Consider the following 22,172-nt stretch of genomic DNA (forward strand, 5'->3'; position numbering starts at 1 on the left):
ATGTGGCAGCTGACGCTGGCGGCGCTGATGCTGTCGGTGCTCGCCGGGTGTGGCGACACCGCAAAGCTCCCCGTCTCGGCCGGCACCGGCCCGACGCCTGAATTGCCGGCGCCCAACAAGACACTGATCCCGACCGTCAACGTGGCCAAGGCCGAGCCCTTCCCGGCCGGCCAGGGCCCTCAAGCGGCGCCGGGCACGAAGGTCAACGTGTTTGCCTCGGGCCTGGACCACCCGCGTTGGGTGCATGTGCTGCCCAACGGCGACGTGCTCGTGGCCGAGAGCAACGCACCGCCGAGGCCCGACGCCAACAAGGGCGTGCGCGGCTGGGTAATGGGCCTGATGCAGAAGAAGGCCGGTGCGGCAACGCCCAGCGCCAACCGCATCACCCTGCTGCGCGACACCAATGGCGACGGCGTGGCCGACGTGCGATCGCCCTTCCTCGAAAACCTGAACTCGCCCTTCGGCATGGCGCTGGTGGGCGACCAGTTCTTCGTCGCCAACACCGACGCCATCGTCCGCTTCACCTACCCGACCGGAAGCACGCGCATCGAGACCGCGCCCTTGCGCGTGGCCGACCTGCCCGGCGGCACGCTCAACCATCACTGGACCAAGGCCCTCATCGCCAGCCGCGACGGCAGCAAGCTCTACGCGACCGTCGGCTCCAACAGCAACGTCGCCGAGAAAGGCATGGCGGTGGAAGAGGGCCGCGCGGCCATCTGGGAGGTCGACGCGAAGACGGGTGCCAAGCGCCTCTTCGCCACCGGCCTGCGCAACCCGAACGGCATGGCCTGGGAGCCGTCGACCAACGTGCTGTGGACGGTGGTCAACGAGCGCGACGAGATCGGCAGCGACCTCGTGCCCGACTACATGACCTCGGTGCGCGACGGTGGCTTCTATGGCTGGCCCTACAGCTACTTCGGCTCGCACGTGGACGAGCGCGTGAAGCCGCCGCGCCCCGACCTCGTGGCCACCGCGCTGGTGCCCGACTACGCGCTGGGGCCGCACACCGCCTCGCTCGGCCTCGCGTGGTCGGGCGGCACGACGCTGCCGGCACCCTTTGCACAAGGCATGTTCATCGGCCAGCACGGCTCGTGGAACCGCAAGCCGCACAGCGGCTACAAGGTGGTCTTCGTGCCCTTCCAGAACGGCAAGCCCTCGGGGGCGCCGGTCGACGTGCTAAGCGGCTTTCTCGATGAAGGGAGCGGCAAGGCACGTGGGCGGCCGGTCGGCGTGGCCCTCGACACCAAGGGCGCGCTGCTGGTGGCCGACGATGTGGGCAACGTGGTGTGGCGCGTGAGCGCGGCCCAGCCATGATGGCGATGCGCACCGGCAGGCCCCACCAACTCAACTGCATCGTCCTGGCCGCACTGGTGGGCCTGAGCGGGGTGAGCGCCTGCAGCACGCTGCCCGAGCCCGAGAAAGTGCTGGCCACGGCGCCGGCCAAGCCTCAACTCGAAAGCGCCCGCGGCCCGCTCACGCCCGAGCAGAGCAAGGCGGTGCTCGCCAAGCTGGCGGCGCGTGCGCCCGAGACCGGTATCTTCGAGCGGCACCTGGCCATCGAGGAGGCGGTGGTCGGCAGCCCGCTCACCATCGGCAACCAGGCCACCCTGCTGCAGGACGGCCCGGCCACCTACAGCGCGATGTTCGCCGCCATCGAGGCGGCGCGCGACCACATCAACCTCGAGACCTACATCCTCGACGACGACGAGGTGGGGCGCCGCTTCGCCGATGCACTGATCGCCAAGCAGAAGAAGGGCGTGCAGGTGAACGTGATCCACGACAGCGTGGGCACCCTCTTCACGCCGAAGGAATTCTTCAAGCGCATGACCGACGTCGGCATCAAGGTGCTGGAGTTCAACCCGGTCAACCCGAAGAACGCACGCAAGGGCTGGGACATCAACCAGCGCGACCACCGCAAGCTGCTGATCGTGGACGGCAAGGTGGCCTTCCTCGGCGGCATCAACATCAGCAGCGTCTATTCGAGCGGCTCGTTCAGCCGCTCGGGGGGATCGGGCTCCTCGGGCAGCTCGGGCTCGGGCGGCGTGGCCCCCGGCAAGGACGGGCATGCCTGGCGCGACACGCACGTGCGCCTGCAGGGGCCGGTTGTCGCCGAGTACCAGCGGCTCTTCCTCAACACCTGGAAGAAGCAGAAGGGCGAGCCGTTGCCGGAGCGCCAGTACTTCACGCCGCTGCAGCACGTGGGCAACCAGGTGGTGCGTGCCATCGGCAGCTCGCCCGACGAGCCCTACAGCCTGATCTACGCCACCTTGCTGTCGGCCATCGGCGCGGCCGAGACCAGCGTGCACATCACGATGGCCTACTTCGCGCCCGATCCGCAGCTGCTCGCGTCGCTCGAAGCCGCCGCGCGGCGCGGGGTCGACGTGACGCTCATCCTGCCGAGCCAGACCGACGCCTGGCTCATCTTCCATGCCGGGCGGCGCTTCTACTCGCAGCTCCTGAAGGCGGGCGTGAAGATCCACGAGCGCCGGGGTGTGATCCTCCATTCGAAGACGGCAGTGATCGACGGCGTGTGGGCCACGGTGGGCTCGACCAACCTCGACTGGCGCAGCTTCCTGCACAACGACGAGCTCAACGCCGTCGTGCTGGGGGCCGACTTCGGCCAGCAGATGGAGGCGATGTTCAAGAAGGACCTGGAGGCCTCGCAGCCGGTCACGCTGACGCAATGGAAGAAGCGGCCCATGAAGGACCGCCTGAAGGAAACCTTCGCCGGGATCTGGGAGTACTGGCTCTGACGACCGGGCCGGGCCGGTCGTCAGTGCAGGGTGCCGGTGGACGGAATCGGCGGTGCCGGGTCGGACGAGGCGGTGCCCGGCTTCACGCCGGTCTGCGCGGACGCGGACGGGGCTGCACCGTTGCCGGGCGGAGCGGCCTCGGGCTTCGTGTCGGGTGAGTTGCCGCCATGCATGCGCTCGTTGACGAAGGTCGACACGGCCGACATCCACGACTCGAGCGGCACATGGTCCATCACACGCGAGACGAGGTGGGGCACCATGCCTGCCAGCAGCGCGGGCTTCAGCAGGCCACGCCACGGCTTCACCCAGTACAGCAGGCCGCCGATCGCGGCGGCCACGAGGATCAGCCCGAAGGGGCTGCGACGCGCCACCGGCTCCACCGCACTGCGCGCGGTGTTGCCCGCGACGAGCGTGGCCAGGTGCAGCGGGTGCTGCGACCACCAGTTGCGCACCGACTCGACCACCGTGTTGACGCCAGGGATGGCCATCAGCGCGGTCATCAGCACCGAGGGGCCGCCGTCGTCGCCGTCGTGCCGGGGCGGCGACAGCTCCTGCAGGGCACCGCGCAGGCGCTCGCGCGAGAGGGCGAGGCGCTCGACAGCAGACAGGCGGGGGTCGAGTTCGGTGCTCATGATGCGGTGACCTCCTTGAACATCGCGGCGTCTTCGCGCAGCTGGCGCCGCACCTGTTCGAAGGCCTTGGGCCCGTCCTTGCTTTGAGCCGCGACCCAGCACCCGACGGCGAGACCGAGCGGCACCAGCGGCGAGACCAGCAGCGCCCAGGGCGCGTTCATGTTCTCGGGCGGCACCACCGCCCAGAGCATCAGCGCCACGCCGGCGAGCACCGCGCCCACGCCTGCTGCGCACAGCGCCACGGCGCTCAGCAGGGCCTTGCGCTTCCAGTGGGCAGACGCCACGCCGATCTCTTCACCCAGCAGTTCGGCATAGGCGCCGGCGTGGTCGGCCAGCAGGGAGGGTTCACGGACGGCGAGGTGCAGCAGCGGGTGCATGGCGGGTGGCTCCTGAGACGAGAGAAAGCCGCCCGCTTTTCAGTCGGGCGGCGAGGGGCTTGTGACGTTCTCAGTCGTGGTGGCGCGAGCGGCTGAGCAGGCTCACGAGCGCCATCAGGGCAGCACCGGTGGCGGCGGCGATCAGCACCGACTTGATCGGGTCGTTGCGGATGTAGCTCGCGGTGGCGTCGGAGGCGTGGCTGGCCTTGTCGCGCAGTTGCTGCGAGGTCTGGCGCACGGCTTCCATGCTGCGCTGAGCCAGGGCGCTGGCCTGCTCGGTGGCGCGGTTGATCATCGGCGCGACGCGGCTGGAGGCGCTGTTCACGCTCTCGGACAGGCCGTCGAGCGCGTCGTTGGCCAGGCGCTGCGTCGAGCGGATGGCCTGGTCGGCCTTGCCTGCGGCTTGGTCAGCGACGGTGGAAGCGGTGGGATCAGCGGGGTTCTTCGTGTACATGATGGTGTCCTTTCGTTCGATCGATCGAGGGGGGTGAGTGGTGCGGATGAAGGCCGGTCAGCCTTTTCTCAGCAGGCCGAAGAGGAAGCTCGCGACGGCGAGCACAGCGAATACGATGAACAGGATCTTGGCGATGCCCACGGCGCCGGCGGCAATGCCGCCGAAACCGAACAGTGCCGCGATCAGAGCGATCACGAAGAAAACGACGGCGTAGTGCAGCATGAGGTGCTCCTTGTGAAAGAGTTGGTCTTCTCGGGTTCGCAGGGTGGCTGCGAATGGGAGGCAGTGTGGGTGCGCGCCCACGCGCAGGCGATAGGCGGCACCGCCTAGGCACTGTCGGGGGAGCGAGCAACGCGGCGTAGGAGGCCGCTGACAGGCAAAACGCGTGGGTCTTGCCTGTGGGCGATCAGGCCGGCGCGGTCTCGGTTTCGGGCAGCACCGCCTCGACGCAGGTGCCTTCGCCGGGGGCGGAGCTGAGCTTGAACTCGCCGCCTTCGGCTGCCACGCGGTAGCGCATGCCGATGAGCCCGAAGCTCGATCGGGGCTGCTGGGCGAGGTCGAAACCCACACCGTCGTCGCGCACCGACACGTGGGCCTGGCCGTCGCGCGCCTGCAGGCTGATCCACACCTGCCTGGCCCGTGCGTGCTTGGTGATGTTGGTGATGGCCTCCTGCACCAGCCGGTAGACCACCAGCTGGGCATCGGACGGCAGCTTCACCGCCTCGAGCTGCGAGTGCACCTGCACGCCGGAGTGGCTGGCGAAATCGCGCCCGAGGATCTCGAGCGTGGGCACGAGGCCGAGGTTGCTCAGGGTCGAGGGACGCAGGTCTTCGATGATGCGGCGGCCCAGCGCGATGCTGCTGTTGAGCGTCTCCACCAGGTGGTTCAGCCGGTCGAGTGCCTCGGGGGCGGCGCCGGCCAGCCGGGAGCGGATGCGCGCCGCATCGAGCTTGGCCGAGGTGAGCAGGGCGCCCAGCTCGTCGTGCAGGTTGCGCGCGAGCCGGTTGCGCTCGTCCTCGCGGGCCGTCTGCAGGTGATCGGTCAATTCGACAAGCTGGGCGGTGCGCTGCGCGACCTCTTCTTCCAGCCGGTCGCGCTCACCCTGCACGAGGCGCTGCTGCTCCTCGCGCTGGGCCTCCAGCCTGGAGGTCTGGCGCAGGTACATGAAAAGCGACAGCAGCCCGAGCACGCTCAGGACCATCACGCCCAGGCGGGCCAGCCAGAGCGTCTGGGTGACCTCTTCGCGGCCGGCGGCCACGTTGGCGCTTTCGCGGGCAAAGAGCTCCTGCGTCAGCTGGCGCACCGCGTCCATCTTCTCGCGGCCGATGTCGGACAGCATCAGCGCCATCGCGGCATCATTTTTGCCCTCACGTTGGAGGCGCAGGGTTTCGGACAGTTCCGAGAGCTTGCCCTCGACGACCGTGTGCAGCTTGGACAGCACGGCGGTCGAGTTTTCGTCTTTCTGGTAGTACTGGTCGAGGAACCTGAAGGAATGGTCGATCTGCTTCAGCGCCTGCTCATACGGCCGCAGGTATTCGTCCCGGTGGGTGACGAGGTAGCTTCGCTGGCTCGCTTCGGCGTCGAGGATGGCCTGTGCCAGGTCCTGCACCGCCGTGCGCGCTGCGCCGAACTGGGTCAGGGTGTTGAGCTTGGCGGAAGAGCGCCAGTAGGAGGTTTCGCTCACGGCCACGATGGCCAGCACGGCCAGGCAGGCGAGCGGGAAGACGACGGGGTTTCGCTTGAGGACCTTGTAAACGCTCATGTTTTGTTTTCGTCCGATAACATGTGATCATCGTTGAGGAACAACAGAGGCACACCATGATTCGAATTGCCATCGTTGATGACCATGCCATGATTCGCGCAGGGTTGAAGCAGTTCTTCTCCGACCAACCCGATTTCTCCGTGGTCGCCGAAGCGAACAACGGCCGCGAGGCCCTCGACATCGTGCGGGGTGGGGAAGTCGACGTGATCGTGCTCGACATCTCCATGCCCGACCAGAGCGGTGTCGATGCACTCGCCGGCATCAAGGCGCGCGCGCCCGACCTGCCGGTGCTGATTTTGAGCGGCTTTCCCGAAGAGCACTACGCAACGACCCTGCTGCGCCAGGGTGCGAGCGGTTATCTCAACAAGGACTGCGACCCGGAAGAGATCGTCAAGGCGATCCGCACGGTGGCGCGCGGCCGCAAGTACATCACCGCCGGCGTGGCCGAGCGCCTGGCCGACGGGCTCAACGGCGGGGGCGACAAGCCGCCGCATGAGCAGCTCTCCGAGCGTGAACTGCAGGTCTTCCTGCGCCTGGCCAAGGGCGAGACCATCAGCCACATGGCCGACAGCATGTCGCTCAGCGTGAAGACGGTCAGCACCTACCGGACGCGGGTGATGGAGAAGATGAAGCTCGAGTCGAACAGCGACTTGACTTACTACGCTCTGAAGAACGGCCTCATCCAGTGAAATGACCGCCCCTCGGCCGACGGCTACGTCGGCCCATCCCCCGAGGGAATGCGGGCCGGCTTGGGAGCGGCTCGGCGCTCGGCCCGCTGCCTCCGTTCACGTCACATCAAGGCGCCGTGGCCGGTTTCGCCACCGGCCAGTCGTGTGCAGTACTGGATGAGCGCATCGATCTCGTTCGACTTGTCGAACACCTTGTCGGCCCCCAGCTCCAGGCACTTGCGGCGGATGTCCTGCGTGGCGTAGTTGCTGAGCACCACCACGTTGCAGCGCGCGTGCATGTCGTGCGTGACCTTGAGCACCCCGAGGCCCGAGCCGGACTTCAGGAAGATGTCGACGATGACGAGGTCGGCCATGTTGTCGGCGCGCTTCAGCCACTGGATGGCCGAGGCCTCGTCTTCCGCGTGACCCACCACCTCGACAGGCACCAGCTCCTCGAGCGTGGCGATCAGGTTGTCACGGATGACCTGACTGTCTTCGACGATGTAGGCCCTCAGCGGCTGCATGGACGGCGAACCTTGTTGTGTGTCAGGAGCCTGGGCGGACATTTCACCGCTGCTGACGGGAGATAAAGCTTGCATGTTCACCTGAGTGTCTGACGTATCGGACTGCAACGCCATGTGCGTGAACCTCAACGCGCTGTCGGACGATGCCTACAAGCAGACTTCCAGTTATTCGATTGACGGCGTTGTGGCGTGCCTAACGGCGTAGGACTCGCACTACAGGCGCTTTCGGCGCTGTCTGGTGGGCGTGCGCTGACCGGCTGCTGATACTCCGGTCCACTTTTCAACAGCCATGAGGAGCACCCCATGACCAAAATCTCTCAATTCAAGTGTTCGCTGGTGGCCGCTGCCGTGCTGGCGCTGCCAATGGGCTCTGCCCTCGCGCTCGACAAGGCCCAGCACAAGGCCGAGAAGGAGCGTGTCGAGGCCGCCTACAAGGCCGACAAGGCGGCCTGCGATGCCCTGAAGGACAACGCCAAGGACGTCTGCGAAAAGGAAGCGAAGGCGAAGGAAAAGGTCGCCAAGGCCGAGCTGGATGCCAGCCTGAGCGGCAAACCGCAGGACCAGGAGAAGCTCGCCAAGGTGAAGGCCGACACCACCTATGACGTCGCCAAGGAAAAGTGCGACGACAAGTCCGGCAACGACAAGGACGTGTGCGTGAAGGAAGCCAAGGCCGCGAAGGACAAGGCGCTGGCCGACATCAAGGCCGCGAAGAAGTCGCAGAGCGCCCGCTCCGATGCTGCGGACGACAAGCGCGATGCCACCTACAAGGTCGCCAAGGAAAAGTGCGATGCACTGTCGGGCGACGCCAAGGACGCCTGCATGTCCAGCGCCAAGGCCCAGAGCGGCAAGTCCTGATCGACTGCAGCGCTGACGACGAACAAGGCCCGCGCAAGCGGGCCTTGTTCTTTTGTGTCTTCTGTCGTGGGCGTCTGCGCCCGCCCGGCGACGTCAGAAGTGGAACCAGGCCATCCCGCCGAGGGCCACGCCGACCGCGCTCACGCCGAGCACCGCGTATTCGAGCCAGCGCTTCTTGGTGAGCAGCGCGATCGCAGCGAGTGCGATGGCGATCTGCAGCGCCGTCGTGGCCTGGGCCCAGCGGTGGTGCTCGTGCATCTGGGCGTCGCTCTTCCTGTCCCAGTCCTTCGACTCGGCCTCGATCTTCTCGGCCTCGGCCTGGATGTCCTTCTTTTCCTTCTCGTAGCGGTCGATCTTGGCCTGGTACTTCTCGCGGTCGGCCGGCACGGTCGACAGGTCGCGCGACACCTCGGCGAGCGACTGCTTCGTGCTCTTGGCCTGGAAGAAATTCCACTGGTTGGAGGCCTCGGTCTTCTTGATGGCCGCCATGTTCTTGTAGAGGCCCGCATTGGCCTGCGTGGCGCCGCCCATGTACGCGAACATCGCGCCCACCGTGGCGAGGATGGCGGTGATCACCGCCAGCTGGCCAGCCATGCCGCTCGGCTCGTGTTGCGCCGCATGCTCCAGCTCGTGGTCGTGCGGACCATGGACGTGGAAACCTCCTCCAGACATCGTGTTCTCCTCAGCGTTTTCGTTGGTAGGTGACAAAGGCGTAGTCGAACGGTGCCGACTCGCTGGCGCGGTGTGACTCGCGCTCGATTTCCTCGTAGTCGCTTCGCGCCCACACGGGGAAGAACGCGTCGCCCTCGGCCTCTTGATCCACTTCGGTCAGGTCGAGCCGGTCGGCATGGGGCAGGGCGAGCGCATACAGCTCGGCGCCGCCGATCACGAACGCCTGCTGCGCGCCGCGCGTGTGCGCCAGCGCGTCTTCGAGGCCGTGCGCGACGACGGCGCCCTCGGCTTGCCAGTCGCGGTTGCGGGTGACGACGATGTTGAGCCGCCCGGGCAGCGGCCTGTTCTTCGGCGGCAGCGAGTCCCAGGTCTTGCGGCCCATGATGACCGGGTGGCCGAGCGTGAGGCGCTTGAGGCGCGGCAGGTCGCCAGGGATGCGGAAGAGCAGCTGGTTGTCGCGGCCGATGGCGCCATTGCGGGCGACGGCAGCGATCAGCGTGAGCGGGGGGCGGGGCGCGTTTGGCATGGCCCGCGATTCTGTCAGGACAGCGCGGCGGCCTCGCGTCCGTGGCGGATGTGCAGCTCCATCAGGCGCTTGACCTTGGCCGCATCGCGCACGGCGATGGCCTGCATGATCTTGCGGTGCTCGTCGAGCGAGGCCTCGATGCGGCCCTGCTTGAACAGCGACTGGTGTCGGTTGAGCTTCATCACGCGCCGCAGGTCGCCGACCATCTCCTGCGTCCAGCGGTTGTCGGCGATGTGCAGCAGCTTGAGGTGGAACTGCTCGTTGGCGCGGAAGAAGGCGTCGCGGTCGTCGACGCAGCGCTCGAGCTGGTCGTGCAGGGCCTGCAGCTCGGCGAGCTGCGCATCGGTCGCGCTTTGAGCCACCGTCGCGGCCGCATCGCTCTCGAGCAGCGCCAGCAGGTGGTAGACCTCGGACAGGTCGCGCTCGGAGACTTCGGTGACATAGGCCCCGCGGCGCAGCTTCATCGTCACTAGGCCCTCGGCGGCCAGCACCTTGAGCGCTTCGCGCAGCGGTGTGCGGCTGATGCCGAACTCGTTCGCCAGGGCCTGCTCGTCGATCCAGCTGCCGGGCGCCAGGGTATGCGCCAGGATGCGGGCGCGCAGCCGCTCGGCCACCTGCTCGTAAAGCGCGCTTTCGCGCAGGCGTGGCGATGCGGCGGCCGTGCCCGGGCTGGTGGTGAGGGGGTTGCTCGGCATGAAGGTGAGGGATGGTTTGGTGCGGCGCCACAAAAACGAATGCGACGCGGTATTGTAGATATAATTCAATTTTGAATTACGGTGGCGCGGCAAGATTTTTAGGTTCACAGTGACCCGCGTCCGCCCCGAGAGACGTCACACCGGGTTCTCCTCATGTCTGAACACAAGCTCACACCCGAGGCGCTGGCCGCCTGGCACAAGGCCGCGGCCAAGTCGGCGCCTGGCGGCCAGGTCGACGCGCTCAACTGGGTGACGCCCGAAGGCATCACCGTCAAGCCGCTCTACACCGCAGACGACACCCAAGGTCTGCCCTACGCCGACACGCTGCCCGGCTTCGCGCCCTTCGTGCGCGGCCCGCAGGCCACGATGTACGCGGTGCGGCCATGGACCATCCGCCAGTACGCCGGCTTCTCGACCGCCGAGGAGAGCAACGCCTTCTACCGCCGCGCACTCGCCGCCGGCGGGCAGGGCGTGAGCGTGGCCTTCGACCTCGCCACCCATCGCGGCTACGACAGCGACCACCCGCGCGTGACCGGCGACGTGGGCAAGGCCGGTGTTGCCATCGATTCGGTGGAGGACATGAAGATCCTCTTCGACGGCATCCCGCTCGACAAGGTGAGCGTGTCCATGACGATGAACGGTGCGGTGCTGCCGGTGCTCGCGGGCTACGTGGTCGCGGCCGAAGAGCAGGGCGTGCCGCAAGACAAGTTGAGTGGGACCATCCAGAACGACATCCTCAAGGAGTTCATGGTCCGCAACACCTACATCTACCCGCCCGAGCCGAGCATGCGGGCCATCGGCGACATCATCGAGTACACGGCGAAGCACATGCCGAAGTTCAACTCGATCTCGATCTCGGGTTATCACATGCAGGAGGCGGGCGCGAACCAGGCGCTGGAGCTCGCCTTCACGCTGGCCGACGGCCGCGAGTACGTGAAGACGGCGCTCGCCAAGGGCCTGAACGTCGACGACTTCGCGGGCCGGCTGAGCTTCTTCTGGGCCATCGGCATGAACTTCTATCTGGAAGTCGCCAAGATGCGTGCTGCGCGCCTGCTGTGGTGGCGCATCATGAAGGAGTTCAACCCGAAGAACGACAAGAGCCTGATGCTGCGCACGCACTGCCAGACCTCCGGCTGGAGCCTGACCGAGCAGGACCCGTACAACAACATCGTGCGCACCACCATCGAGGCAATGGCCGCGGTGTTCGGCGGCACGCAGTCGCTGCACACCAACTCCTTCGACGAAGCCATCGCACTGCCCACCGACTTCTCGGCCCGCATCGCGCGCAACACGCAGCTCATCATCCAGGAAGAGACGCACATCACGAACGTGGTCGACCCCTGGGCCGGCAGCTACATGATGGAGAAGTTGACGCAGGACATGGCCGATACCGCCTGGGCCATCATCGAGGAAGTCGAGGCGATGGGCGGCATGACGAAAGCCGTGCAGAGCGGCTGGGCCAAGCTGAAGATCGAGGCGAGTGCCGCCGAGAAGCAGGCGCGCATCGACTCGGGCAAGGACGTGATCGTGGGCGTCAACAAGTACAAGCTGAAAGAAGAAGACCCAATCGAGGCGCGCGACATCGACAACCACGCGGTGCGCGATGCGCAGGTGGCGCGCTTGCAGAAGATCCGCGCCACGCGTGACCCCAAGGCGGTGCAGGCGGCGCTTGACGCGCTCACGCAATGCGCCGACAGTGGCTCGGGCAACCTGCTCGACCTCTCCATCAAGGCCATCCGCCTGCGCGCGACGGTGGGCGAGGTGAGCGATGCACTCGAAAAAGTCTGGGGGCGCCACCGCGCCGACACACAAAAGGTGACCGGGGTGTATGCAGCCGCCTACGACAGCGCCGAAGGTTGGGAAAAGCTCCAGCAGGAGATTGCGGCCTTCGCCGAAGAGCAGGGCCGCCGCCCGCGCGTGATGATCGCCAAGCTGGGGCAGGACGGGCATGACCGGGGCGCGAAGGTCGTCGCCACCGCGTTCGCCGACCTCGGTTACGACGTCGACATGGGCCCGCTCTTCCAGACCGCTGAAGAGTGCGCGCGCCAGGCGATCGAGAACGACGTGCACGCAGTGGGCGTCTCCACGCTCGCAGCCGGACACAAGACGCTGGTGCCCGCCATCATCGAAGCGCTCAAGGCCCAGGGCGCCGACGACATCGTCGTCTTCGTCGGTGGCGTGATTCCGCGGCAGGACTACGAGTTTCTGTACGAAGCCGGCGTGAAGGGCATCTACGGCCCGGGCACGCCCATCCCGGCGAGCGCGAAGGACGTGCTCGAGAAGATCAAGGCGCAGATCGCGAAAGCGTGAGCCCTTTGGACGCCACCGACCAGCAGCTGATGGAGGGTGTGCGCAGCGCCGACCGGCGCGCGCTCGCCAAGGCCATCACGCTGCTGGAATCGACCCGCTCCGACCACCGTGTGCGGGCCGACGAGTTGCTCAACGCACTGCTGCCGCACACCGGCCAGGCGTTGCGCCTCGGCATTTCAGGCGTACCGGGCGTTGGCAAGTCGACCTTCATCGAGGCGCTCGGCCTCCACCTGATCGCGCAAGGCCACCGCGTGGCGGTGCTGGCGGTCGACCCATCGTCCAGCCTCTCCGGCGGCTCCATCCTTGGCGACAAGACGCGCATGGAGCAGCTCTCAGCGCGAGAAGAGGCCTACATCCGCCCCAGCCCTTCGTCGGGCACGCTTGGGGGTGTGGCCGAGAAGACGCGCGAGGCGATGCTGGTCTTCGAAGCGGCGGGCTACGACGTGGTGATCGTCGAGACAGTCGGTGTCGGCCAGAGCGAGACCGCGGTGGCCGGCATGACCGACCTCTTCGTGCTGATGCAGTTGCCCAATGCGGGCGACGACCTGCAGGCCATCAAGCGCGGCGTGATGGAGCTGGCCGACCTCGTCGTCATCAACAAGGCTGACCTCGACGTCGATGCCGCCACGCGCGCCGAAGCCATGATCGCGAGCTCGCTGCGCCTGCTGGGCCAGGCGGGCCACGGCGACGGCGCGCCCTCGCGCGTGCTGAAGCTGAGTGCGCTCAAGGCCGAGGGTGTCGACACCTTCTGGCAGAAGGTGCAGGGCCTTGTGTCGCATCGCCGCGAGAGCGGCGAGTTCGCGCAGCGCCGCCAGCACCAGGGCCGCGCCTGGATGTGGGACCTGATCCATGCCGCGCTGCTCGGCGACTTCCGCCGCCACCCCGACGTGCGCCAGGCCTTGCCCGAGGTGCTGAAGAGCGTCAACGAATCCCGCGTCGCGCCCTCGGCCGCGGCGCGATCGCTTCTCCAACTGTTCACCCGAACCTGAGAGACCACCACATGCACGACATCATCGAACAGCTCGAAAAGAAGCGCGCCGCGGCGCGCCTGGGCGGCGGCGAGAAACGCATCGCCGCGCAGCACGGCAAGGGCAAGCTCACCGCGCGCGAGCGCATCGAGCTGCTGCTCGACGAAGGCACCTTCGAGGAATGGGACATGTTCGTCGAGCACCGTTGCCACGACTTCGGCATGCAGGACAACAAGATCCCCGGCGACGGCGTCGTGACCGGCTACGGCATGATCAACGGCCGCCTCGTCTTCGTCTACAGCCAGGACTTCACCGTCTTCGGCGGCGCGCTCTCCGAAGCGCACGCCGAGAAGATCTGCAAGGTGATGGACCAGGCGATGAAGGTCGGTGCCCCGGTCATCGGCCTCAACGACTCGGGCGGTGCGCGCATCCAGGAAGGCGTGGCCTCGCTCGGCGGTTATGCCGAGGTCTTCCAACGCAACGTCTTGGCCTCTGGCGTGGTGCCGCAGATCAGCATGATCATGGGCCCGAGCGCCGGGGGCGCGGTGTACTCGCCGGCGATGACCGACTTCATCTTCATGGTGAAGGACAGCAGCTACATGTTCGTCACCGGCCCCGAGGTCGTGAAGACGGTGACGCACGAGGAGGTGACCTCCGAAGAGCTGGGTGGTGCGACCACGCACACGACGAAGAGCGGCGTGGCCGACCTGGCGTTCGACAACGACGTGGACGCGCTCCTGATGCTGCGCCGCTTCTACAACTACCTGCCGCTCAACAACCGCGAGAAGGCGCCGGTGCGCCCGAGCCACGACCCGGCCGACCGAATCGACCTCTCGCTCGACACGCTGGTGCCCGACAACCCCAACAAGCCGTACGACATCAAGGAACTGATCGTCAAATGTGCCGACGACGCTGAGTTCTTCGAGCTGCAGCCGGGCTACGCGCAGAACATCGTGATCGGCTTCTGCCGAATGGAGGGCCAGACGGTCGGCGTGGTGGCCAACCAGCCGCTGGTGCTCGCGGGGTGTCTCGACATCAAGAGCAGCATCAAGGCCGCACGCTTCGTGCGCTTCTGCGATGCGTTCAACATTCCCATCGTCACGTATGTAGACGTGCCGGGCTTCATGCCGGGCACTTCTCAAGAGTACGGCGGCATCATCAAGCACGGCGCCAAGCTGCTCTACGCGTATGCCGAGTGCACGGTGCCCAAGATCACCGTCATCACCCGCAAGGCCTACGGCGGGGCGTACGACGTGATGGCCTCCAAGCACCTCAGAGGCGACGTCAACTTCGCCTGGCCCAACGCCGAGATCGCGGTGATGGGCGCCAAGGGCGCGGTGGAGATCATCTTCCGTGAGGAAAAGAGCGACCCGGCGAAGCTCGCCGCCCGTGAAGCCGAATACAAGGCCAAGTTCGCCAACCCCTTCGTGGCCGGCGCGCGCGGCTTCATCGACGACGTGATCCAGCCGCACGAGACGCGCAAGCGCATCTGCCGGTCGCTGGTGATGTTGAGAAACAAGAAAGTGGAAAACCCGTGGCGCAAGCACGGGAACATTCCTCTCTGAGCGAGACGACCATGTTCACAAAAATTCTCATCGCCAACCGCGGCGAAATCGCCTGCCGCGTCATCAAGACAGCCAAGAAGATGGGCATCAAGACGGTCGCCGTCTACTCCGATGCCGACCGCGATGCCCGCCACGTGGAGATGGCCGACGAGGCGGTGCACATCGGTGCGCCGCCGTCGCGCGAGTCGTATCTCGTGATGGACAAGATCATCGCGGCCTGCAAGCAGACCGGCGCGCAGGCCGTGCACCCCGGCTATGGCTTCCTGAGCGAGAACGAGGAGTTCGCGCGCAGGGTGGAAGAAGAGGGCATCGTCTTCATCGGCCCGAAGCACGCCTCCATCGCCGCCATGGGCGACAAGATCGCCTCGAAGAAGCTGGCGGCCGAGGCGCGTGTCAACACGATCCCGGGCCACAACGCGGCGATTGCCGGTGCGAAAGAGGCGGTCGAGATCGCCAAGAAGATCGGCTACCCGGTGATGATCAAGGCGAGCGCCGGCGGGGGTGGCAAGGGTCTGCGGGTGGCCTACAGCGACAAGGAGGCCTTCGAAGGCTTCACCGCCTGCCAGAACGAGGCCCGCAACAGCTTTGGCGACGACCGCGTGTTCATCGAGAAGTTCGTCGAGGAGCCGCGCCACATCGAGATCCAGGTGCTGGGCGATGGCCACGGCAACACCGTCTATCTGTGGGAGCGCGAGTGCTCCATCCAGCGCCGACACCAGAAGGTGATCGAAGAGGCTCCCAGCCCCTTCCTCGACGACGCCACGCGCAAGGCCATGGGCGAGCAGGCCGTGGCGCTCGCGAAGGCGGTGAACTACCAGTCGGCCGGTACGGTGGAGTTCGTCGTCGGCAAGGACAAGAGCTTCTACTTCCTCGAGATGAACACCCGCCTGCAGGTGGAACACCCGGTCACCGAGTGCATCACCGGGCTCGACCTGGTGGAGCTGATGATCCGCGTGGCGGCCGGCGAGACGCTGCCCTTCACGCAAGACGAGATCAAGCGCGAAGGCTGGGCGATGGAATGCCGCATCAACGCGGAAGACCCGTTCCGCAACTTCCTGCCCTCGACCGGCCGCCTCGTGAAGTACGCGCCGCCCAAGGAAGAGAACGCTGTGCGTGTGGACACCGGCGTCTATGAAGGCGGCGAGATCCCGATGTACTACGACTCGATGATCGCCAAGCTCATCGTGCACGGGCGCGACCGGCTCGACGCGATCCGCAAGATGCGCGAGGCGCTCAACGGCTTCGCCATCCGCGGCATCAACTCCAACATCCCGTTCCAGGCGGCGCTGCTGGCGCACCCGAAGTTCGTGGCCGGCCAGTTCAACACCGGCTTCATTGCCGAGCACTACGGCAAGGGCTTCACGGCCGAAGCGGTGCCGCACGACGACCCGATGTTCCTGCGCGCGCTCGCGGCGGTGGCCAACCGCAAGCACCTCGAGCGCGCAAGCCGCATCACCGGCCAGCTGCCGGGGCACGAAATGGAGATCGGCACCGAGTTCGTGGTGGTGACCGACCTGGGCCTTGGCAAGACCGAGCAGGTGCCGGTGAAGGTGGAAAAGCAGGGCGGTGGCTTCGAAGTGACGATCAATGGCAAGACCAGCCGCATCGCTTTCGTCACGCCGCTGCGCGACATCGTGATCCGCGGCACGCTCGACGGTGAGCCCTTCTGCGCGCAGATCGAGCGCATGGGCCTCGCCTACCGCGTGGCGCACAACGGCACGCAGATCGAGGCCAAGGTACTCACGCCGCGTGCCGCCGAGCTCAACGCGCTGATGCTCTTCAAGGCGCCGCCCGACCTGTCGAAGCTCCTGCTGTCGCCGATGCCGGGCCTGCTGGTCGACGTGGCGGTGACCAAGGGGCAGAAGGTGATGGCCGGCGAGAAGCTCGCGGTCATCGAGGCGATGAAGATGGAGAACATCCTCACCGCCACGCAGGACTGCGTGGTGGCCGAAGTGGCGGCGAGCAAAGGCGAAAGCCTCTCGGTCGATCAGATCATCCTGAAGTTCGAGTGAGCCAGGGAATGAGCACGACAAGACCGTTCAAGGTGCTGGGCATCCAGCAGGTGGCGATCGGCGGGCCCAGCAAGGATCGTCTGCGCACGCTGTGGGTCGACACGCTGGGGCTCGAGGTGACGGGCAACTTCGTCAGCGAGCGCGAGAACGTCGACGAAGACATCTGCGCCATGGGCAAGGGCGCGTTCAAGGTCGAGGTCGACCTGATGCAGCCGCTCGACCCTGACAAGAAGCCCGCAGTGCACACCACGCCGCTCAACCACATCGGCCTGTGGATCGACGACCTGCCCAAGGCGGTGGAATGGCTCACCGCCCAGGGCGTGCGTTTCGCGCCCGGCGGCATCCGCAAGGGTGCGGCGGGCTACGACATCTGCTTCCTGCACCCGAAGGCCAACGACGAGTTTCCCATTGCAGGCGAGGGCGTGCTGATCGAGCTGGTGCAGGCGCCGGAAGAGGTCATCAAAGCCCTTTCGTAATGGAATGACGATCGTCATGGCATAAAGGCGCCTTGGTGACAGACGGCAGCTGGCGCATGGTGCGAAGCTGCCCGCATCCCGGAGGAGACCTCGATGTCCATGCTGACCGGCCCCATCCTGCCGACGCTGCTGCGCCTGGCCTTGCCCAACGTGCTTGCCATGGCCTCGGCCACGGCGGTGGGCATTGCCGAGACGGCCTACATCGGCCAGCTCGGCCTCACACCGCTGGCCGCGATGGCGCTGGTGTTTCCCTTCGCGATGTTGATGCAGATGTTTTCTGCCGGCGCGATGGGCGGCGGCATCTCGTCGGCCATCTCACGGGCGCTCGGGGCGAAGGACCAGGCGCGTGCCGAGACGCTCGCCTTGCACGCCGCGCTGATCGGCGGCAGCTGCGGGCTCTTCTTCATGGTGCTCTTCATCGCCTTCGGCCACGTGTTCTACGCGGCGCTGGGCGGCCAGGGGGCGGTGCTGGCCGAGGCCACCCGCTATGGCATGGTGCTCTTCGTCGGAGTGGTGGGCGTGTGGCTCACCAACTCGTTCTCGTCGGTGCTGCGCGGCAGCGGTGACATGCGCACGCCCTCGACCGTGATCCTCGCCGCCTCGGCGATGCAGATCGTGCTGGGTGCGTGCCTGGGGCTGGGCCTCGGGCCGTTCCCCCGGCTGGGCATGCCAGGGGTGGCCTTGGGCAGCGTGCTGGCCTTCACCGGTGCGGCGATCTACCTGGCGCACCGGCTGATGCGAGCCGACGCACGCGTGCGACTGCACTGGCGCGGCGTGAAGCTCCAGAAGGCGATGTTCTTCGACATCCTGAAGGTCGGCGGCCTGGCCTGCCTGTCGCCGCTGCAGTCTGTTGCGACCGTCATCCTCATCACGGCACTCGTGGCACGCACCGGTGTCGAGGCGCTGGCGGGCTATGCCATCGGATCGCGGCTGGAGTTCCTGCTCATCCCGATCGCCTTCGGCATCGGCGTTGCGGCGGTGCCGATGGTGGGCATGGCGATCGGCGCCGGCGACGTGACGCGGGCGCGGCGCGTGGCGTGGACCTCGGGCGCGGTGTCGGCGGTGATGCTGGCCGTGGTGGGCTTGGTGGTGACGGTGGCGCCCAACCTGTGGAGTGGCATGTTCACGCAGCAACAAGGTGTGCTCGACGCCGCCGCGCGCTACCTGCGCTCGGCCGGGCCGGCGTTCCCGTTCTTCGGCCTCGGGCTCACGCTGTACTTCGCCTCGCAGGGCTCCGGCAAGGTGCTGGGCACGGTGCTGGCCGGCACCGCGCGTTTCCTGGTGGTGCTGGGCTTCGGCCTGTGGCTGGGCGCGAATGGCGCCAGCGACACCGCGATGTTCCTGCTGGTCGGCGGCGCGATGGTGGTCTACGGCATCGCGTCGGTGATCGCGATCTACGTCACGCCCTGGGGCCCGCCGCGCGCCGCGGTGACCAAGCCCGCGGCGGCCTGAACGTTCAGTAGCCTTTCGCGAGGCCCGAGTTGCGCCGGGGGTCATTGGACCCGTAATAGCGGTTCTTGCCCACCGGCTTGCCGCCGAGCGAGGGCGCGCCGATGAGGATCGCAGCCACGTGGTTGGCGGGCTGCGGATTGCCCACCTTGTGGCCCATGCCTTCGAGCAGCTTCTGCGTGTCGGGGCTGATCGCGAAGCGCTCGAAGTTCGTCGCCTCGGGCAGCCACTGCTGGTGGAAGCGCGGCGCGTCGACCGCCTCCTGGATGTTCATGCCGTAGTCGACGACGTTGAGGATGGTGTGCAGCACCACGGTGATGATGCGGCTGCCGCCCGGCGTGCCGACCACCAGCACCGGCTTGCCGTCCTTCGACACGATGGTCGGGCTCATCGAGCTGAGCGGGCGCTTGCCGGGCTCGATCTTGTTGGCCTCGCCCTGCACGAGGCCGTAGATGTTGGGCACGCCCACCTTGGCGGTGAAGTCGTCCATCTCGTTGTTGAGCAGCACACCGGTCTTGCCGGCCGTCACGCGCGCGCCGAACCAGTCGTTGAGCGTGTAGGTCACCGAGACGGCGTTGCCCCACTTGTCGACGATGGAGTAGTGCGTGGTGTTGCTGCCCTCGTGTGGCGGCACGCCGGGCTTGATCTCCTGCGACACACCCGCCTTGGCGGGGTCGATCACCGCGCGGATCTTCGCGGCGTAGTTCTTGTCGAGCAGGCGCTCGATCGGGTTCTTCACGAAGTCGGGGTCGCCGAGGTAGGCGTTGCGGTCGGCATACGCGTGGCGCATCGCCTCGATCTGGTAATGCACCGCCTGCGCCGAGCGGAAGCCCAGGTCCTTCAGCGGGTAGCCCTCGAGGATGTTGAGCATCTCGCAGATGATCACGCCGCCCGAGCTCGGCGGCGGCGCTGAGACGACGCGGTAGCCGCGGTAGTCGCACTCGATGGGCGCCATCTCGCGGGTGCTGTACTGGTCGAAGTCAGTCTGCGTGAAGAGGCCCTTGCCGGCCTGGCTCGCGGCCACGAGTTCGGCGGCGGTGCGGCCTTTGTAGAAGCCGTCGGCACCTTTGTCGCGGATGAGCCTGAGCGTGGCGGCCAGGTCCTTCTGCACCAGCTTCTGGCCGACCTCGAAGGCCTCGCCCTTGTTCAGGAAGATGGCGGCCGAGGGGGCGTCCTGGCGGAAGTCCTCGGTCGCGGTCTTCAGCATGTCGATGTCGCCCTGGTCGAGCACGAAGCCGCGTTGCGCATAGCGGATGGCCGGGTCGATGAGGGCGGCGCGTTTCATCGTGCCGTATTTCTTCAGCGCGTATTCGAGCCCGTGCACCGTGCCGGGCACGCCGGCCGCGAGGTAGCCCTTGGTGCTCAGGCCCTTGACGACGTTGCCGTCGGGACCGAGGTACATGTCGGGCTTGGCGGCGAGCGGCGCCTTCTCGCGGAAGTCGAGGAAGGTCTTGCGGCCGTCGGCGAACTGGATGGTCATGAACCCGCCGCCACCCAGGTTGCCGGCCGCCGGGTAGACGACCGCGAGCGCATAGCCCACTGCCACCGCCGCATCGACGGCGTTGCCGCCGTCCTTCAGCACGTCGACGCCCACGTGCGTTGCCAGGTGCTGGGCGGTGACGACCATGCCGTTCTCGGCCGCGACGGGCGCGACCGATGCCGCATGTGCCGCAGGCAGCATGACGGCGATTGCAAGGCTGAGGACGAAACGCGGGACGGTCATCGGTGGCTCCAGAAACGAGGAGCGCCGATGAAAGCACAGCCCATGCGGGCCGTCGAGAAAGGCCGGGTCAGGCGTGGGGTGCGCGGGGCTAGACCGCCACCGGCGCCTTGATCGTCTCGTGGTGCTGGTAGTCCGCGAACTCGAAGTCTTCGTACTGGTAGTCGAAGATCGACTCGGGCTTGCGCTTGATGCGAAGCGTGGGGTAGGGGTAGGGCGTGCGCGACAGCTGCAGCGCGACCTGCTCGGTGTGGTTGCTGTAGATGTGGCAGTCGCCGCCGGTCCAGATGAAGTCGCCGACATCGAGGTTGCACTGCTGGGCCAGCATGTGGGTGAGCAGCGCGTAGCTCGCGATGTTGAACGGCACGCCGAGGAAGATGTCGGCGCTTCGTTGATAGAGCTGGCAGCTCAACTTGCCGTTCGCCACGTAGAACTGGAAGAACGCATGGCAGGGCATCAGCGCCATCTTCGACAGCTCGGCCACGTTCCACGCGCTCACGATGATGCGGCGCGAGTCGGGGTTGGTCTTGAGTGTGTTGACGACTTCGGCGATCTGGTCGATGTGGCCGCCGTCGGGCGTGGGCCACGAGCGCCACTGCACGCCGTAGACGGGGCCGAGATCGCCGTTGGGTGCGGCCCATTCGTCCCAGATGGTCACGCCGCGCTCCTGCAGCCACTTGGCGTTGCTGTCGCCGCGCAGGAACCACAGCAGCTCGAGGATCACCGCCTTGGTGAAGATCTTCTTGGTGGTGACCAGCGGGAAACCTTCGTTCAGGTCGAAGCGCATCTGGTAGCCGAACACGCTCTTGGTGCCGGTGCCGGTGCGGTCGGCCTTGAAGACGCCGTGCTCGTGCACGTGACGCATGAAATCTTCGTACTGGGAACGGATGGGGCGGGTCACGTCGGGGGCTCCTCGAAAGCGGCCGACGGATTATCCGCGAGCATGAAAAAGGGCGCCTCGTGGGCGCCCCTTCTCGTGCGGTGATTCACGCGATGGAATGAATCACCCTTGTTGCGCCGGTTCGCGCAAATACATCTCGACGCGGCGGTTGCGGGCACGGCCCGCATCGGTGCTGTTGTCGGCCACTGGTTCGCGCTCGCCGCGGCCGGCGGTCTCGATGCGGTTGGCCGACACGCCACGCGCGGCCAGGTAGTCGCGCACGCTGCGGGCGCGCTCCAGCGACAGCGGGTTGTTGATGGCGTCGGAGCCGGTGCTGTCGGTGTGGCCGACGATGGTGAGCTGGGCGCTCTGGTCGCCGCGCAGGCTGTTGGCAAAGGTGTCGAGCACGGAGCGCAACTCGGGCTTGATGTTGGCGCTGTTCACGTCGAACGACACATCGTTCGGCACGTTGAGCTTCAACTGGTTGTCGGCTGTGCGCGTCACGTCGATGCCGGTGCCCTGCGTGGCCTGCTCCATCTGGCGCTTGCGCTCCTCCTGCCGCTTCGACCAGATGTTGCCGGCGATCGCGCCGACCGCGCCACCGACCACGGCACCCACGCCCGCACGGTCACCGGCGGCCTTGCCGATCACGGCACCGCCTGCAGCGCCCACGCCGGCACCGACGGCGGTGCCTTTCTGGGTGGGGGTCATGCTTTCACAACCGGCCAGCGCCACGGCGGCGGAAGCGATGGCGACGAGGGTGATGCGGGGCACCAGAGGGGATGCGGCTTTTCTGTTCATGGAATGACTCCTTCTAGAGCGATGCCTCAGCAGGCACCGATGCCGAAGGAGTTTCTGCGGCGCCCTTGGGGCT

At 66.8% G+C, this 22,172-nt stretch carries 22 protein-coding genes; 10 read left to right on the top strand and 12 right to left on the bottom strand.

What is annotated here, in order from left to right:
* Both JI745_RS24410 and JI745_RS24415 read left to right on the top strand, forming a co-directional pair.
* Complete coding sequence (locus JI745_RS24410; protein WP_201813038.1) at window positions 1-1,314, top strand: sorbosone dehydrogenase family protein; 1,314 nt, start codon at window positions 1-3, stop codon at window positions 1,312-1,314.
* A complete protein-coding gene (locus tag JI745_RS24415) occupies window positions 1,311-2,753 on the top strand; it encodes a phosphatidylserine/phosphatidylglycerophosphate/cardiolipin synthase family protein (protein WP_236675429.1) in 1,443 nt (480 codons plus the stop codon). Before JI745_RS24410 ends, JI745_RS24415 begins: the two co-directional genes overlap by 4 nt.
* A 20-nt stretch (window positions 2,754-2,773) precedes the next feature.
* On the opposite strand, the gene JI745_RS24420 is transcribed toward JI745_RS24415, so the two are convergent.
* The 5 genes from JI745_RS24420 to JI745_RS24440 all read right to left on the bottom strand — a co-directional run bounded on the left by JI745_RS24420 (window position 2,774) and on the right by JI745_RS24440 (window position 5,978).
* A complete protein-coding gene (locus JI745_RS24420; RefSeq protein WP_201813040.1) occupies window positions 2,774-3,385 on the bottom strand; it encodes a hypothetical protein in 612 nt (203 codons plus the stop codon).
* Window positions 3,382-3,762 carry a phage holin family protein gene (locus JI745_RS24425; protein ID WP_201813043.1) on the bottom strand — a complete coding sequence of 127 codons (381 nt, stop codon included), beginning with the start codon at window positions 3,760-3,762 and terminating at the stop codon, window positions 3,382-3,384. The genes JI745_RS24420 and JI745_RS24425 overlap by 4 nt, the downstream gene beginning before the upstream one ends.
* 70 nt (window positions 3,763-3,832) lie before the next feature.
* A complete protein-coding gene (locus JI745_RS24430; RefSeq protein ID WP_201813044.1) occupies window positions 3,833-4,216 on the bottom strand; it encodes a hypothetical protein in 384 nt (127 codons plus the stop codon).
* Window positions 4,217-4,273: 57 nt separating this feature from the next.
* The gene (locus JI745_RS24435; protein WP_201813046.1) at window positions 4,274-4,438 is read right to left on the bottom strand and encodes a DUF1328 domain-containing protein; all 165 of its coding nucleotides are present in this window, start codon (window positions 4,436-4,438) and stop codon (window positions 4,274-4,276) included.
* A gap of 184 nt (window positions 4,439-4,622) precedes the next feature.
* Window positions 4,623-5,978 (bottom strand): CHASE3 domain-containing protein, encoded by a 1,356-nt coding sequence (locus JI745_RS24440; RefSeq protein WP_201813047.1) that lies wholly within the window; start codon window positions 5,976-5,978, stop codon window positions 4,623-4,625.
* Window positions 5,979-6,034: 56 nt separating this feature from the next.
* Between JI745_RS24440 and JI745_RS24445 the strand changes: the two genes are divergently transcribed.
* Window positions 6,035-6,667, top strand: a complete 633-nt coding sequence (locus JI745_RS24445; RefSeq protein ID WP_201813048.1) for a response regulator transcription factor — start codon at window positions 6,035-6,037, stop codon at window positions 6,665-6,667.
* 101 nt (window positions 6,668-6,768) lie between these two features.
* Here JI745_RS24445 and JI745_RS24450 read toward each other — a convergent pair whose 3' ends face one another.
* Window positions 6,769-7,170: a response regulator transcription factor gene (locus JI745_RS24450; protein ID WP_201813049.1), complete on the bottom strand. Its 402-nt coding sequence runs from the start codon at window positions 7,168-7,170 to the stop codon at window positions 6,769-6,771.
* 303 nt (window positions 7,171-7,473) lie between these two features.
* On the opposite strand from JI745_RS24450, the gene JI745_RS24455 reads away from it, so the two are divergent.
* A complete protein-coding gene (locus JI745_RS24455) occupies window positions 7,474-8,025 on the top strand; it encodes a hypothetical protein (RefSeq protein ID WP_236675430.1) in 552 nt (183 codons plus the stop codon).
* 93 nt (window positions 8,026-8,118) lie between these two features.
* On the opposite strand, the gene JI745_RS24460 is transcribed toward JI745_RS24455, so the two are convergent.
* Genes JI745_RS24460 through JI745_RS24470 form a run of 3 tightly spaced genes read right to left on the bottom strand, consistent with a single transcriptional unit; the run spans window position 8,119 to window position 9,918 of the window.
* A complete protein-coding gene (locus JI745_RS24460; RefSeq protein WP_201813051.1) occupies window positions 8,119-8,697 on the bottom strand; it encodes a DUF4337 domain-containing protein in 579 nt (192 codons plus the stop codon).
* A 10-nt stretch (window positions 8,698-8,707) separates the two neighbouring features.
* Complete coding sequence (locus JI745_RS24465; protein ID WP_201813053.1) at window positions 8,708-9,223, bottom strand: dihydrofolate reductase; 516 nt, start codon at window positions 9,221-9,223, stop codon at window positions 8,708-8,710.
* Window positions 9,224-9,237: 14 nt separating this feature from the next.
* On the bottom strand, window positions 9,238-9,918 hold the full coding sequence (locus JI745_RS24470) for a GntR family transcriptional regulator (RefSeq protein WP_201813055.1): 681 nt from the start codon (window positions 9,916-9,918) through the stop codon (window positions 9,238-9,240).
* Between the two features lie 153 nt (window positions 9,919-10,071).
* Between JI745_RS24470 and scpA the strand changes: the two genes are divergently transcribed.
* From scpA to JI745_RS24500, 6 genes are all read left to right on the top strand, one after another.
* Window positions 10,072-12,228, top strand: a complete 2,157-nt coding sequence (scpA, locus tag JI745_RS24475; protein WP_201813060.1) for a methylmalonyl-CoA mutase — start codon at window positions 10,072-10,074, stop codon at window positions 12,226-12,228.
* Complete coding sequence (gene meaB / locus JI745_RS24480) at window positions 12,225-13,217, top strand: methylmalonyl Co-A mutase-associated GTPase MeaB (protein ID WP_310738762.1); 993 nt, start codon at window positions 12,225-12,227, stop codon at window positions 13,215-13,217. The genes scpA and meaB overlap by 4 nt, the downstream gene beginning before the upstream one ends.
* Before the next feature lie 11 nt (window positions 13,218-13,228).
* On the top strand, window positions 13,229-14,761 hold the full coding sequence (locus JI745_RS24485) for an acyl-CoA carboxylase subunit beta (protein ID WP_201813061.1): 1,533 nt from the start codon (window positions 13,229-13,231) through the stop codon (window positions 14,759-14,761).
* Between the two features lie 11 nt (window positions 14,762-14,772).
* Window positions 14,773-16,773: an acetyl-CoA carboxylase biotin carboxylase subunit gene (gene accC / locus JI745_RS24490; RefSeq protein ID WP_201813062.1), complete on the top strand. Its 2,001-nt coding sequence runs from the start codon at window positions 14,773-14,775 to the stop codon at window positions 16,771-16,773.
* Between the two features lie 8 nt (window positions 16,774-16,781).
* Window positions 16,782-17,249, top strand: a complete 468-nt coding sequence (locus JI745_RS24495; protein WP_201813063.1) for a VOC family protein — start codon at window positions 16,782-16,784, stop codon at window positions 17,247-17,249.
* Between the two features lie 93 nt (window positions 17,250-17,342).
* Window positions 17,343-18,701, top strand: a complete 1,359-nt coding sequence (locus JI745_RS24500) for an MATE family efflux transporter (protein ID WP_201813064.1) — start codon at window positions 17,343-17,345, stop codon at window positions 18,699-18,701.
* Between the two features lie 4 nt (window positions 18,702-18,705).
* Here JI745_RS24500 and ggt read toward each other — a convergent pair whose 3' ends face one another.
* The 3 genes from ggt to JI745_RS24515 form a co-directional block, all read right to left on the bottom strand.
* Entirely contained in the window at window positions 18,706-20,421 is a 1,716-nt protein-coding gene (ggt, locus tag JI745_RS24505) for a gamma-glutamyltransferase (RefSeq protein WP_201813066.1), read from the bottom strand.
* A gap of 88 nt (window positions 20,422-20,509) precedes the next feature.
* Entirely contained in the window at window positions 20,510-21,319 is an 810-nt protein-coding gene (locus tag JI745_RS24510; RefSeq protein WP_310738763.1) for a thymidylate synthase, read from the bottom strand.
* Between the two features lie 102 nt (window positions 21,320-21,421).
* Window positions 21,422-22,099 (bottom strand): OmpA family protein, encoded by a 678-nt coding sequence (locus JI745_RS24515; RefSeq protein WP_201813067.1) that lies wholly within the window; start codon window positions 22,097-22,099, stop codon window positions 21,422-21,424.
* Window positions 22,100-22,172 lie beyond the last annotated feature (73 nt).

It is taken from the genome of Piscinibacter sp. HJYY11, from assembly GCF_016735515.1.
Taxonomy (GTDB): Bacteria; Pseudomonadota; Gammaproteobacteria; order Burkholderiales; family Burkholderiaceae_C; genus Rhizobacter.